The organism is Cronobacter sp. JZ38 (genome assembly GCF_008932145.1).
Taxonomy (GTDB): Bacteria; Pseudomonadota; Gammaproteobacteria; order Enterobacterales; family Enterobacteriaceae; genus Cronobacter; species Cronobacter muytjensii.
The window spans coordinates 3,373,995-3,388,221 of the sequence record NZ_CP017662.1 but is presented as its reverse complement, the minus strand read 5'-3'; the positions used below and the strand labels follow the sequence as shown (position 1 = coordinate 3,388,221).

The following is a 14,227-nucleotide window of genomic DNA, read 5'->3' as shown; positions in this document are numbered from 1 at the left end:
TATCCCCGCAGGCATTCCGCGTGCGGTCCGGCCATGATTTCATTCAAATGACAATGCAGCACACAACCCTTTCGCGGCGCCTGACGTCCGCCATGCTTTTGACCGTCCTGCTGATGTTCGGCGCGCTTTCGCCTGTCGTGGCGCAGGCGGCGTCCGCCAGCGGAGAGATCCCCTCGCGCGCCGAAGTGCAGTCGCAGCTTGATGCGCTGGGCAAACAGAAAAACCACTCTGCGCAGGATAAGCTGACGACGGAAGATTTAACGGCGACGCTTGAGACGCTGGATAAAATCGAACGCATCAAGCAGGAGACGGTGCAACTGCGCCAGCAGGTGCTGCAGGCGCCGGAGAAAATGCGCCAGGCGACTGAAAACCTGAACGCGCTGCGCAATCAGGATAGCGACGAGGTTGTGCGCCAGACGCTGAAAAACCTGTCGCTGCGCCAGCTGGAGTCGCGCGTCGCGTCGGTGCTTGACGACCTGCAAACCGCGCAGGGCGATCTCGCCACGTTCAACAGCCAGCTGGTGTCGCTACAGACCCAGCCGGAGCGGGTGCAGAACGCGATGTACAACGCCTCGCAGGAGCTGCAGCAGATCCGCAACCGCCTGAACGGCACGGCGCCCGGCGAAGAGACGCTGCGTTCTTCGCAACAAACGCTGATGCTGGCCCAGCAGGCGCTGCTGAACGCGCAGATTGATCAGCAGCGTAAAAGCCTCGAAGGTAATACGGTGCTGCAGGACGCGCTCCAGAAGCAGCGCGACTACACCACCGCGCACATCAATCAGCTGGAGCATCAGCTGCAACTGTTGCAGGAGGCGGTGAACAGCAAACGCCTTACTATTACCGAGAAAACCGCCCAGGAGGCGATTGCTCCGGAAGACGCCTCCAGCATCCAGAACAACCCGCTGGTGCGCCAGGAGCTGGAAGTGAATCACCAGCTCAGCCAGCGCCTGATCGACGCCACCCAGAGCGGCAATAATCTGGTACAGCAAAATATTCGGGTGAAAAACTGGCTCGACCGCGCGTTGCAGTCGGAGCGTAACCTGAAAGAACAAATTTCGGTGCTCAAAGGCAGCCTGCTGCTGTCACGCATTCTGTATCAGCAGCAACAGACGCTGCCTTCCGCTGACGAACTGGAAGATATGACCAACCGCATCGCGGATCTGCGTCTCGAACAGTTTGAAGTAAACCAGCAGCGCGACGCGCTGTTCCAGAACGACGCGTTCGTTGCGAAGCTGGAAGAAGGGCATCAGAGCGAGATTAATGACGACGTGCACGACGCGCTGTTGCAGGTGGTCGATATGCGCCGCGAACTCCTTGATCAGCTCAACAAACAGCTTGGCAACCAGCTGATGATGGCGATTAACCTGCAGATCAATCAGCAGCAGTTAATGAGCGTCAGCACCAATCTGCAGGAGATGCTCACGCAGCAGATCTTCTGGGTGAACAGCAACAAGCCGATGGACTGGGAGTGGGTGAAAGCCTTCCCGCAGGCGCTGCACGACCAGGTGAAGGCGATGAAAATCACCTTTAACTGGGAGAAAGCCTGGCCCGCCATGCTGAAAGCGTTGTTGGCAGGGCTGCCGCTATTGCTGATAGCCGGTCTTATCCGCTGGCGTTTTAGCTGGATGCGCCAGTATCTGAATAAACTGGCGGGCGAAGTCGGTCAGTTGCGCAACGACAGCCAACTGCATACCCCCAAAGCGATTCTGATAAACCTGATCCGCGCGCTGCCGGTCTGCCTGATTATTCTGGCGGTAGGGCTTTTTGTTTATGTGATGCAGCTGAATATCAGCGATTTGCTCTGGGCGTTCAGCAAAGAGCTGGCGATGTTCTGGCTGGTATTTGGCCTCTGCTGGCGCGTGCTGGAAAAAGACGGCATGGCGGTGAGCCACTTCAATATGCCTGCGACGCTGACCAGCCACTGGCGCCGTCAGATTGTGCGGGTGAGCCTGGCGTTGCTGCCGCTGCTGTTCTGGTCGGTGCTGGCGGAACTCTCGCCGTTGCATCTGATGGACGACGTGCTCGGCCAGACCATGATTTTCCTCAACCTGCTGCTGATTAGCGCGCTGGTATGGCCGATGTGCCGCGATAGCTGGCGCGATAAAGAGTCGCACACCATGCGGCTGGTCACGGTCACGGTGCTGTCCATTGTGCCTGTGGCGCTCCTGGTGCTCACCGCGACGGGGTATTTCTATACCACGCTGCGCCTCGCGGGGCGCTGGATAGATACCGTCTATCTGGTGATTATCTGGAACCTGCTCTACCAGACCGTGCTGCGTGGCCTGAGCGTCGCGGCGCGCCGTATCGCTTACCGCCGCGCGGTGGCGCGTCGGCAGAATATGGTGAAAGAGGGCGCCGAAGGGGCCGAGCCGGTGGAAGAGACCTCGCTCGCGCTCGATCAGGTGAATCAGCAGACGTTGCGTATTACCATGCTGGTGATGTTCGCGCTGTTTGGCCTGGTGTTCTGGGCTATCTGGTCTGATTTAATCACCGTATTCGCCTACCTCGACAGCATCGTGCTGTGGCATTACAACGGCACTGAAGCGGGCGCGGCGGTGATGAAAAATGTCACCCTCGGCAGTATTTTGTTCGCGGTAGTGGCGTTTATGGTGGCCTGGGCGCTTATTCGTAACCTGCCAGGCTTGCTGGAAGTGCTGGTGCTCTCGCGCCTTAAAATGCGCCAGGGCGCGTCCTACGCCATCACGACTATCCTGAATTACGTGATTATCGCGGCGGGTGCCATGACGGTGTTCGGCTCGCTTGGGGTGTCGTGGGATAAACTGCAATGGCTGGCGGCGGCGCTGTCAGTCGGTCTCGGTTTCGGCCTGCAGGAGATTTTCGGTAACTTCGTCTCCGGCCTGATTATCCTGTTCGAACGCCCGGTGCGTATCGGCGATACCGTCACCATCGGCACGTTCTCCGGCACGGTCAGCAAGATCCGCATCCGCGCCACTACCATCACCGACTTTGACCGTAAAGAGGTGATTATCCCGAACAAAGCGTTTGTGACGGAGCGCCTTATTAACTGGTCGCTGACCGACACGATCACCCGCGTGGTGATCCGCCTCGGCGTGGCGTATGGATCGGATCTGGATAAGGTGCGGGAGATCCTGCTGAAAGCGGCGATGGAACACCCGAAAGTGATGCACGATCCGGAGCCAGCGGTGTTCTTTACCACTTTTGGCCCAAGCTCGCTGGATCACGAACTGCGCCTTTATGTGCGTGAACTGCGCGATCGCAGTTATACCGTGGATGAGCTGAACCGTACCATCGACAGGCTGTGTCGTGAAAGCGATATCAATATCGCGTTCAACCAGCTTGAAGTGCATCTGCATAACAACCACGGCGAGATGCATACCGAAGTGAAGCGCGATCTGCGTAACGACAAAAACGACGGCGAGGCGAACGCCGCCAAAGCCTGATGCGTCAGCCCTTCTTCGCGTATCGGGGAGAAGGGCTGTTAGCTGTCGGCGTCGCGCAGCTTACGCAGATAGTCATCACGCACGATCTCCAGCGCCGCCAGCACCGTTTGCGGCGGGATCTCATGATTTTCCAAGAGCATAATTAAATCGACCGCGAGCTTGACCTCATCAGGGGCTTGTTCCAGCGACATCGTTTCTCTCCTTCAACCTCATTTAGTTTTAACGCGTAATGCGCTCCAGCGCACGCTCTGTGCGGGCCACTGCGGCCCGGCAGCGCGCCAGACGTTCGTCCAGTGCCTGGATTTCGCGTTGCAGTTGCGGGTCGTCGCCCGCGGCGAGCTGCCGTTCGCGCCCGGTTTTCATCGCCAGCAGGCGGCGTTCATACTCCTGATATTGCGCAAGCCTTGTGTGCAGACGCCCGCCGGGCAGATGCGCGTTCTCGTGACGGCGCAGCGCGGCGGTCGCCGCCTCGCGCCGTAACGCCTCAGTTTGAAGCGCGAGCCGTTCGGCAAGCCAGGCTACGCGCGCGGCGTCATTCTGCGCGACCGCCGCCTCAAGCCGCGACAGCGTTCCTTCAGCCTGCGTCAGATAATCGCCCAACCGCTCGCTTTTAGAAGGAAAAAGCTGGCGGTCAAAACGCGGCGAGAAATGGCGCTGCGACGCCAGCGGGCCGATCAGTTCGTGAAGCCCCGCGAGGCGGGCCTTAAGCGATTGCAATAATAGGGGGTTCTCATGTGACTCCGGGCGTTACGCCATGCGCGCTGTGCTACAGTAACTCACCTGGTTTCGCGAGTACGATTATGCAAAGGACTATTTTACTCATCCTGGGGTGGCTGGCGGTAGTGCTGGCGACGCTGGGCGTGGTGCTGCCGCTGCTGCCGACGACGCCGTTTCTGCTGCTGGCCGCCTGGTGTTTCGCGCGCTCGTCGCCGCGTTTTCACCACTGGCTGCTCTACCGCTCCTGGTTTGGCGGCTATCTTCGCCACTGGCAGCAATACCGGGCGATGCCGCCGGGCGCGAAGCCGCGAGCGATACTCGTTATCCTCGCTACCTTTGCTATCTCACTGTGGATGGTGAAGATTTTCTGGGTGCGGATCGTACTGCTCATCATCTTAGGCGGCCTGTTGATGTTTATGTGGCGCATCCCGGTCGTTGATGAAAAACAACAAAACCCGTAAAGCGCACCCGCGGTGGTTGCAATTGCCGCGCGCAGCCAGTAAATTCGAGCGTTTTCGAGTACAGGCGCCGTTGGTTAAAGGGTAAACAACTTCTCCCTTCAATCCTCTCCGGCGCCCTGTGAGTAATACCGTTTTTATCAGGCATACATCCATGACCGCAACTGCGCAGCAGCTTGAATTTCTTAAAAACAGCATTAAAAGCATTCAGGATTACCCGAAGCCGGGCATTCTCTTTCGTGACGTGACCAGCCTGCTGGAAGACCCTAAAGCCTATGCCCTGAGCATCGAACTGTTAGTGGAGCGCTACAAAAACGCGGGTATCACGAAAGTCGTCGGTACCGAAGCACGCGGTTTCCTGTTCGGCGCGCCGGTCGCGCTGGCGCTGGGCGTGGGTTTTGTCCCGGTGCGCAAGCCGCGTAAACTGCCGCGCGAAACCATCGCGGAAAGCTACGAGCTGGAGTACGGCACCGATCAGCTGGAGATCCATGTCGACGCGATTAAGCCTGGCGATAAAGTGCTGGTGGTCGACGATCTGCTGGCGACCGGCGGCACTATTGAAGCCACCGTGAAGCTTATCCGTCGTCTGGGCGGCGAGGTTACCGACGCGGCGTTTATCATTAATCTGTTCGACATCGGCGGCGAAGCGCGCCTCAACAAGCAGGGCATCACCTGCTACAGCCTCGTGCCGTTCCCGGGCCACTGATCTTCTTCCCGGCAGCCTCGCCCATCGGGTGGGGCTGTGTTAGCATTACCCCTTCAGAATCCACCACTCAAGCGTTTCAGAGCCTGCCCATGAGTTATCAGGTCTTAGCCCGAAAATGGCGCCCACAAACCTTTGCTGACGTCGTCGGCCAGGAGCATGTGCTCACCGCCCTGGCGAACGGTTTATCGCTGGGCCGAATTCACCACGCCTACCTGTTTTCCGGTACGCGCGGCGTCGGCAAGACTTCTATCGCCCGTCTTCTGGCGAAGGGGCTGAACTGTGAAACCGGCATCACTGCCACTCCGTGTGGCGTGTGCGACAACTGCCGCGAAATCGAGCAGGGGCGTTTCGTCGATCTTATTGAAATCGACGCCGCCTCGCGCACCAAAGTGGAAGATACCCGCGATCTGCTGGACAACGTCCAGTACGCGCCAGCCCGTGGCCGCTTTAAAGTTTACCTTATTGACGAAGTGCACATGCTTTCGCGGCACAGCTTCAATGCGCTGCTGAAAACGCTGGAAGAGCCGCCGGCGCATGTGAAATTTCTGCTCGCGACGACCGATCCGCAAAAGCTGCCGGTGACTATCCTTTCCCGCTGCCTGCAATTCCATCTGCGGGCGCTGGATCTTGATCAAATCCGCCAGCAGCTTGAACATATCCTGACGCAGGAAGGCATCAGCCACGAGCCGCGCGCGCTGCAACTGCTGGCCCGCGCCGCCGACGGCAGCCTGCGCGACGCGCTGAGCCTGACCGATCAGGCGATCGCCAGCGGCGACGGACAGGTGACCACCCAGGCGGTGGGCGCGATGCTCGGCACGCTTGATGACGATCAGGCGCTGAGCCTGATTGAAGCGCTGGTCGCCGCCGACGGCGAGCGCGTGATGCAGCAGATTAACGACGCCGCGGCGCGCGGCGTTGAGTGGGAGGCGCTGCTGGTCGAAATGCTTGGCCTGCTGCACCGCGTGGCGATGGTGCAACTGTCGCCGTCAGCGCTTGGCGCGGATATGGCTCCGCTGGAGCAGCGCCTGCGTGAGCTCGCGCGCGTAGTGCCGCCGGGCGATATTCAGCTCTATTACCAGACGCTGCTTATCGGGCGCAAAGAACTGCCCTGGGCGCCGGAGCGCCGGATGGGCGTTGAAATGACGATGCTGCGTGCGCTGGCGTTCCATCCGCGCGCGCCGCTGCCGGAGCCGGAGCGTGAGGTTCAGCCCGCCGCCGTGCTGCCGGTCGTGAACGCGACGCCTGCCCCGCAACCGCAGGCTCAGCCGCCGCAGCCCGTGCAGACAGAGGCCGCGCCGCAGTATCAGACGCCGTCTCAGCCGGTTTCGCCGTCTCAGCCGACCGCGCAGACGATTCCCGACACCACCAGCCAGCTTCTACAGGCGCGCAGCCAGTTACAGCGCGCTCAGGGAGCGGCCAAAACAAAAAAGAATGAACCGGCAGCGCCAGCCACAGCGCGGCCGGTGAATAACAGCGCGCTGGAGCGGCTGGCGTCCGTCACTGAGCGCGTGCAGTCCCGGCCTGCGGTGGTGAAAGACGACGCCCCGGCCAAAAAAGAGGCATATCGCTGGAAAGCGAAAAACATCGTGCCGCAGGCGCAGCAGGCCCCCGTCGCCACGCCGCGCGCGCTGAAAAAAGCGCTGGAGCACGAGAAAACGCCGGAACTTGCCGCGAAGCTTGCCGAAGAGGCGCTTACGCGTGACGAATGGGCTGCCGAAGTCAGCCGCCTGCAGGTGCCGAAGCTGGTGGAACAGGTCGCGCTGAACGCATGGAAAGAGCAGGACGGACAGAAAATTTGTCTGCACCTGCGCCCGTCTCAGCGCCACCTGAACTCCGCATCGGCGCAGAAAACCCTCGCCGACGCGCTGGGCGTTTTGTACGGCGCGCCGGTTGAACTGACTATCATTGAAGATGATAATCTGGCGCACCGGACGCCGCTGGAATGGCGGCAGGCTATCTACGAAGAGAAACTCGCAAAGGCGAGAGAATCGATTATCGCGGATGCCAATATCCAGACGCTGCGTCGTTTCTTCGACGCGGATCTGGATGAGGAGAGTATTCGCCCCCTTTGACAGGCAGTGTCGCTGCCTGTTGTAACCCCTGGCCTCGCTGTCGGCTCTGCCGTCAGCGACCTGAAGCAAAGAGAGAAGCTTATGTTTGGTGGTAAAGGCGGTCTGGGCAACCTGATGAAACAGGCCCAACAGATGCAGGAAAAAATGCAGAAGATGCAGGAAGAAATCGCCCAGCTGGAAGTGACGGGCGAATCTGGCGCGGGTCTCGTAAAAGTGACCATCAACGGCGCGCACAACTGCCGTCGCGTGGAGATCGATCCGAGCCTGCTCGAAGACGACAAAGAGATGCTGGAAGATCTGGTCGCTGCTGCGTTTAACGACGCCGCTCGCCGCATCGAAGAGACGCAGAAAGAAAAAATGGCTTCCGTTTCCTCCGGTATGCAGTTGCCGCCGGGCTTTAAGATGCCGTTCTGATGCCTTCGGGACGACAGGGCTCGCCTGTCGTCCTGCTTCCCGCGTTTTTCCTCGTTGCTCACGTTTTCCCGCTGCCCGTCACCTCTGGACTATGCTCTTACAAGAGGTTTGCCGTGCGTGCGCGAAGGCGCAGGTGGTAATCTACACGCTTTGTTCGTTGTTAAGGAATTCTTCATGCAGACCAGTCCTCTGCTGACTCAACTGATGGAAGCCCTGCGCTGCCTGCCGGGCGTGGGCCCGAAATCGGCGCAGCGCATGGCGTTTACGCTGCTGCAGCGCGATCGCAGCGGCGGTATGCGTCTTGCTCAGGCGCTGACCCGCGCCATGTCGGAAATTGGCCACTGCGCCGACTGCCGCACTTTCACCGAGCAGGAAAAATGTAATATCTGCACCAACCCGCGCCGTCAGGAAAATGGACAAATTTGCGTGGTGGAAAGCCCGGCGGATATTCACGCCATCGAGCAGACCGGCCAGTTCTCAGGCCGCTATTTCGTGCTGATGGGGCATCTGTCGCCGCTCGACGGCATCGGCCCTGACGACATCGGGCTTGACCGTCTGGAGCAGCGTCTGGAGGCGGAGCCGCTCAAAGAGATTATTCTTGCCACTAACCCGACCGTGGAAGGGGAGGCGACCGCCAATTACATCGCCGAGCTCTGCGCCCAGTATGGCGTTGACGCAAGCCGCATCGCGCATGGCGTGCCCGTGGGCGGCGAGCTGGAAATGGTCGACGGCACCACGCTCTCGCACTCGCTGGCGGGCCGCCACAAAATGACCTTCTGAGCCTGTCTGTCCTCTTTTTGCCCAAAGCCGCGTTGCGCGGCTTTTAACCAGTTAACGCCCGCCGCGTTAACCGCCGCTTGAAAAATCTTTGCGCTATCCCCATCTCTGCCTCAACCGTTTTTGTTCACTGTGGCCTGTTTTGTTGAGGTATCACCATTATGAAAGGACAAGAGACCCGTGGTTTTCAGTCAGAGGTAAAACAGCTTCTGCACCTGATGATCCATTCTCTCTATTCAAATAAAGAGATTTTCCTGCGTGAGCTTATCTCCAACGCCTCGGATGCGGCGGACAAACTGCGCTTCCGTGCACTCTCCAGCCCCGATCTCTATGAGGGCGACGGCGACCTGCGCGTACGCGTCTCGTTTGATAAAGATAACCGCACCCTGACCATCGCCGATAACGGCATCGGCATGACGCGCGATGAAGTGATAGACCATCTCGGCACCATTGCGAAATCGGGCACCAAAGCGTTTCTTGAATCGATGGGCTCTGACCAGGCGAAAGACAGCCAGCTTATCGGTCAGTTCGGCGTGGGTTTCTACTCCGCGTTTATCGTGGCGGATAAAGTGACCGTTCGCACCCGCGCGGCTGGCGCCAGCGCCGATGAAGCGGTGTTCTGGGAATCGGAAGGTGAAGGCGAATATACCGTTGCGGATATCTCCAAAACGGATCGCGGCACCGAAATCACCCTGCATCTGCGTGAAGGCGAAGATGAGTTCTTAAACGACTGGCGCGTGCGCTCGATTATCAGCAAATATTCTGACCATATTGCGCTGCCGGTCGAGATTGAAACCCGTGAAGAGAAAGACGGCGAAACCGTTGTCTCCTGGGAGAAAATCAACAAGGCGCAGGCGCTGTGGACCCGCAGCAAAGGCGAAATCAAAGACGAAGAGTACAACGAGTTCTACAAGCACATCGCCCATGATTTCACCGACCCGCTGACCTGGAGCCACAACCGCGTGGAAGGCAAGCAGGAGTACACCAGCCTGCTGTACATTCCTTCCCAGGCACCGTGGGATATGTGGAACCGCGATCATAAGCACGGGCTGAAACTCTACGTGCAGCGCGTATTTATCATGGACGACGCCGAGCAGTTCATGCCGAACTACCTGCGCTTTGTGCGCGGCCTGATTGACTCTAACGATCTGCCGCTCAACGTGTCGCGTGAAATTCTCCAGGACAGCTCTATTACCCGTAACCTGCGCAGCGCGCTGACCAAACGCGTGTTGCAGATGCTGGATAAACTCGCCAAAGACGACGCTGAGAAATACCAGACTTTCTGGAAACAGTTTGGCCTGGTGCTGAAAGAGGGTCCGGCGGAAGACAGCGCCAACCAGGAAGCGATCGCGAAACTGCTGCGTTTCGCCTCGACCCATACCGACTCCTCCGCCCAGACTGTGTCGCTGGAAGAGTATGTCTCCCGCATGAAAGAAGGGCAGGAGAAAATTTACTACATCACCGCCGACAGTTACGCGGCCGCGAAGAGCAGCCCGCATCTGGAGCTGCTGCGTAAGAAAGGCATCGAAGTGCTGCTGCTTTCCGATCGCATCGATGAGTGGATGATGAGCTATCTCACCGAGTTCGACGGCAAAGCGTTCCAGTCGGTGGCGAAAGCCGACGAGTCGCTGGAGAAACTGGCGGATGAAGTCGACGAAAGCGCGAAAGAAGCGGAAAAAGCGCTGGAGCCATTCGTGGAGCGCGTGAAAACCCTGCTGGGAGAGCGCGTGAAGGAAGTGCGTCTGACGCATCGTCTCACCGATACCCCGGCGATTGTCACTACCGATAACGACGAAATGAGCACCCAGATGGCGAAACTCTTCGCCGCAGCGGGCCAGGCGGTGCCGGAAGTGAAATACATCTTTGAACTCAACCCTGATCATCAGCTGGTGAAACGCACCGCCGATACTCAGGACGAAACACAATTCAAAGAGTGGGTGGAACTGCTGCTCGACCAGGCGCTGTTCGCCGAACGCGGTACGCTGGAAGATCCGAACCAGTTTATCCGCCGTATGAACCAGCTGCTGGTCTCCTGATCGCCGTGGGGGCTTAAGGTGGGACGCTTCGCTTACCCACCTTACCACCGGGGCATGTATTGGCGCAGGGCGGATAAGCGTTAGCGCATCCGTCATCGCAAAAACGCGCCCCCTCCCGTTACCCATAAAAGGCGGGCACACGTAAACGTACCCGCCTTTTTTATGCCCCGCCCCCGGTTTTCTGCACCTCAATCCCCGTTGAAACCATTCACCATCCGCCGCGTTTGTTGTCGGGATAGCGCCTTTAATGGTATGGTTTTCGCTTCAATCACGTAGTGAAAATGCAAACGTATGGAGAATTACGCAATGCGTATTATTCTGCTCGGCGCTCCGGGCGCAGGTAAGGGGACTCAGGCACAATTCATCATGGAGAAATACGGCATTCCGCAAATCTCCACCGGTGATATGCTTCGCGCCGCAGTGAAATCCGGCTCTGAGCTGGGCAAACAGGCTAAAGACATCATGGACGCCGGCAAGCTGGTTACCGACGAGCTGGTTATTGCGCTGGTCAAAGAGCGTATCGCACAGGAAGATTGCCGCAACGGCTTTTTGCTGGACGGCTTCCCGCGCACTATTCCTCAGGCGGATGCTATGAAGGACGCAGGCATCAACGTTGACTACGTGCTGGAATTCGACGTGCCGGATGAACTGATTGTCGATCGTATCGTTGGCCGCCGCGTACACGCCGCCTCCGGTCGCGTTTACCACATCAAATTCAATCCGCCGAAAGTGGAAGGCAAAGACGACGTGACCGGCGAAGCGCTGACCACCCGTAAAGACGATCAGGAAGAAACCGTGCGTAAGCGTCTGGTGGAATACCATGAGATGACCGAGCCGCTGATCGGCTATTACCGCAAAGAAGCGGAAGCGGGCAACACCCGTTACGCTAAAGTCGACGGCACCAAAGCCGTGAGCGACGTGCGCGCCGAACTGGAAAAAATCCTCGGCTAAACCGCCTTCGCGTGACCGACGCCGGGCCGAGCCCGGCGTTTTGCTTTCTGTCTCCCTCCTTTACGCTGCGCTTTTTCCGCCTGCGCCTTAAATTTCTCCGCCTGAGGGCGTATAACGTCTGCGGGTTAACAGACAGGGAATACCGCATGTTCAGACAGACTCCGCTGCTGGATGAGTCCACCGCAAGGCTTATCGTCCGGCGCGCCATGAGCATCATCGACTATCCGGTTAACGTGATGGACAGCCACGGCGTTATCATCGCCTCCGGCGATCCGCAGCGGCTAATGGAGCGCCACGAAGGCGCGCTGCTGGCGCTCGCTGAGAGCCGCGTCGTGGAAATAGACGCCGCTACCGCGCGTCATCTGAAGGGCGTGCGGCCTGGCATCAACCTGCCGTTCTGTTTTCGCCAGCGTCAGATTGGCGTTATTGGTATTTCGGGCGAGCCCGAGCTGGTGCGCGCCAGCGGCGAGCTGGTGAAAATGGCCGCCGAACTGATGGTCGAACAGGCGGCGCTGCTTGAGCAAAACCAGTGGGAGAAGCGCTACCGTGAGGAGCTGACGCTCCAGCTGCTCGCGGGCGGCGGCGAGCGCGAGGCGCGCGAATCTATGGCCGCCTGGCTTGGCGTCGCGCTCGACGTGCCGCGCATCGCCTGGATTGTCGAACTGCGGGACGGTAACCCGCAACAGATGCGCGAACTGCTGGCGGAGCTGGAGCGCGAAGCGCGCGACGCGCTGTTCGCCATGACCGGCTTTAGCGAAATGGTCATGCTGTGCCCCGCGAGCCTTGAAAACGGGCGGTGGAGCCAGGCGCAGGACCGGCGTCAGGCGCAGCGGCTGCATGCGCTCTGGCAGGGACGTTTTAACGTGCGGCTGATTATTGGCGGCTTTTACTCAGGCGATGCGGGGCCGTCCCGTTCGCTGCGCGCGGCGCGCGCCACGCAGTCGATGGCGCGCCGCCTTAAGCTGCGCCACAAGACGCTGTTCTATGATGAAAATCCGCTGGCGGCGCTGCTGTGCGATTCCGGTGACGACTGGCGCGCGGAAGAGCTTGGCGCACCGTGGCGCAGGCTTGCGGAACACGATGAAAAAGGCGTGCTGCGCCAGACGCTGCGCTGCTATTTTTCCCGGAATTGTGAGCAGGCGCAGACGGCCAGCGCGTTGCATATCCACGTCAACACTCTGCGCTACCGGCTTCAGCGCGTCGAAGCGATAACCGGCCTTAAAATCAATCAGTTATCTGATTGTCTCCAGCTCTACGTCGGGATGCTCACGCAGGCGTAATTTGTAGAAACCCACAAACAACGGCGTACTGAAGCGCGCGTTCTTTGTGGGTTTCGCTCAGGCATTCCCCCCTTCGCGACGCTATGTTGTCCTGACCCTTACCTCAACGAGAAAACAATAATGACAACGGTATCCACTCTCGGCGCGCTGACGGCGTTAGTCGTCGCGATTATTCTGATCCTGCGTAAAGTGCCGCCTGCTTACGGCATGCTGGCAGGGGCGCTCGCAGGCGGGCTGGTCGGCGGCGCCGATCTTGTCCATACGGTCAGCCTGATGATTGAAGGCGCGCAGGGCATCACTAACGCGGTGCTGCGCATTCTCGCGGCGGGCGTACTGGCTGGCGTGCTGATTGAATCCGGTGCGGCGCATACCATCGCCGAAACCATTGTGCGCAAAGTGGGAGAGAAACGCAGCCTGCTGGCGCTGGCCATCGCGACGCTTATTCTGACGGCGGTTGGCGTATTTATTGACGTGGCGGTAATAACCGTCGCCCCTATTGCGCTCTCTATCGCCCAGCGCGCGGGCATTTCGCGTATCGCCATTCTGCTTGCCATGATTGGCGGCGGCAAAGCGGGCAACGTGATGTCGCCAAACCCCAATACCATCGCCGCGGCGGACAACTTCCATGTGCCGCTGACTTCCGTGATGCTCGCAGGCGTAGTGCCGGGCCTGGTGGGGCTGGCGATGGCCTGTTTTCTGGCGAGCCGTCTTAGCCATAAGGGCAGCCGCGTCACCGCGCAGGAGCTGCCGGTCGAGAATACCGGGCCGCGCCCTGGCTTCGCCGCGGCGATCAGCGCGCCGCTGGTGGCGATTCTTTTACTGTCGCTGCGCCCTGTTGCGGGCATCGCCGTTGACCCGTTAATCGCGCTTCCGGCAGGCGGTCTGGCAGGCGCGCTGCTGATGGGGCGTTTGCGTCAGTGCAACACGTTTATGGTCTCTGGCTTAAGCCGTATGGCGCCGGTCGCGATTATGCTGCTCGGCACCGGCGCGCTGGCGGGGATTATCGCTAACTCCGGGCTGAAAGATGTGCTGATCGACACGCTGACCCATACCGGGCTGCCCGCCTGGCTGCTGGCGCCGCTCTCGGGCACGTTAATGTCAATGGCGACGGCCTCCACCACCGCCGGCACCGCCGTGGCGTCCGCCGTGTTCAGCCATACGCTGTTGGAGCTTGGCGTCAGCGGTCTGGCTGGCGCGGCGATGATCCACGCGGGCGCGACAGTGCTCGATCACCTGCCGCACGGGAGCTTTTTCCATGCGACCGGCGGCAGCGTCGGGATGACCGTGCATGAACGGCTTAAACTCTTACCGTATGAAACGCTGGTGGGCTTTACCATTGCCACCGTGTCGGCGCTGATGTTCGGCGTACTGGGTGTGGCTGCTTAAGGAATAAA

Annotated in this window: 12 protein-coding genes and 1 other annotated feature; of the genes, 10 read left to right on the top strand and 2 right to left on the bottom strand. The window is 59.5% G+C overall.

The window, feature by feature from the left end:
- Positions 1–113: 113 nt before the first annotated feature.
- The gene (gene mscK / locus BJP61_RS16090; protein ID WP_254424580.1) at positions 114–3,422 is read left to right on the top strand and encodes a mechanosensitive channel MscK; all 3,309 of its coding nucleotides are present in this window, start codon (positions 114–116) and stop codon (positions 3,420–3,422) included.
- A 38-nt stretch (positions 3,423–3,460) separates the two neighbouring features.
- Here mscK and rsmS read toward each other — a convergent pair whose 3' ends face one another.
- On the bottom strand, positions 3,461–3,613 hold the full coding sequence (gene rsmS, locus BJP61_RS16085) for a pleiotropic regulatory protein RsmS (protein WP_071603723.1): 153 nt from the start codon (positions 3,611–3,613) through the stop codon (positions 3,461–3,463).
- Positions 3,614–3,641: 28 nt separating this feature from the next.
- A complete protein-coding gene (locus BJP61_RS16080; protein WP_171998688.1) occupies positions 3,642–4,139 on the bottom strand; it encodes a primosomal replication protein in 498 nt (165 codons plus the stop codon).
- A gap of 83 nt (positions 4,140–4,222) precedes the next feature.
- On the opposite strand from BJP61_RS16080, the gene BJP61_RS16075 reads away from it, so the two are divergent.
- The 9 genes from BJP61_RS16075 to BJP61_RS16035 all read left to right on the top strand — a co-directional run bounded on the left by BJP61_RS16075 (position 4,223) and on the right by BJP61_RS16035 (position 14,219).
- Positions 4,223–4,600: a DUF454 family protein gene (locus BJP61_RS16075; protein ID WP_038864285.1), complete on the top strand. Its 378-nt coding sequence runs from the start codon at positions 4,223–4,225 to the stop codon at positions 4,598–4,600.
- 151 nt (positions 4,601–4,751) lie between these two features.
- Positions 4,752–5,303, top strand: a complete 552-nt coding sequence (gene apt / locus BJP61_RS16070) for an adenine phosphoribosyltransferase (protein WP_007713738.1) — start codon at positions 4,752–4,754, stop codon at positions 5,301–5,303.
- 89 nt (positions 5,304–5,392) lie between these two features.
- Positions 5,393–7,375, top strand: a complete 1,983-nt coding sequence (gene dnaX, locus BJP61_RS16065) for a DNA polymerase III subunit gamma/tau (protein ID WP_171998687.1) — start codon at positions 5,393–5,395, stop codon at positions 7,373–7,375.
- Positions 6,708–6,772: a sequence feature (DnaX frameshifting element), on the top strand. (Overlaps the previous gene by 65 nt.)
- Before the next feature lie 81 nt (positions 7,376–7,456).
- A complete protein-coding gene (locus BJP61_RS16060) occupies positions 7,457–7,789 on the top strand; it encodes a YbaB/EbfC family nucleoid-associated protein (RefSeq protein WP_004386900.1) in 333 nt (110 codons plus the stop codon).
- 174 nt (positions 7,790–7,963) lie between these two features.
- Positions 7,964–8,569, top strand: a complete 606-nt coding sequence (recR, locus tag BJP61_RS16055; RefSeq protein ID WP_007673635.1) for a recombination mediator RecR — start codon at positions 7,964–7,966, stop codon at positions 8,567–8,569.
- A 158-nt stretch (positions 8,570–8,727) separates the two neighbouring features.
- Positions 8,728–10,602 carry a molecular chaperone HtpG gene (gene htpG, locus BJP61_RS16050; protein ID WP_171998686.1) on the top strand — a complete coding sequence of 625 codons (1,875 nt, stop codon included), beginning with the start codon at positions 8,728–8,730 and terminating at the stop codon, positions 10,600–10,602.
- Between the two features lie 306 nt (positions 10,603–10,908).
- Positions 10,909–11,553: an adenylate kinase gene (gene adk / locus BJP61_RS16045; RefSeq protein WP_038864282.1), complete on the top strand. Its 645-nt coding sequence runs from the start codon at positions 10,909–10,911 to the stop codon at positions 11,551–11,553.
- A 146-nt stretch (positions 11,554–11,699) separates the two neighbouring features.
- The gene (locus BJP61_RS16040; protein ID WP_171998685.1) at positions 11,700–12,833 is read left to right on the top strand and encodes a sugar diacid recognition domain-containing protein; all 1,134 of its coding nucleotides are present in this window, start codon (positions 11,700–11,702) and stop codon (positions 12,831–12,833) included.
- 120 nt (positions 12,834–12,953) lie between these two features.
- On the top strand, positions 12,954–14,219 hold the full coding sequence (locus BJP61_RS16035) for a GntP family permease (RefSeq protein WP_075192163.1): 1,266 nt from the start codon (positions 12,954–12,956) through the stop codon (positions 14,217–14,219).
- Positions 14,220–14,227: the final 8 nt, after the last annotated feature.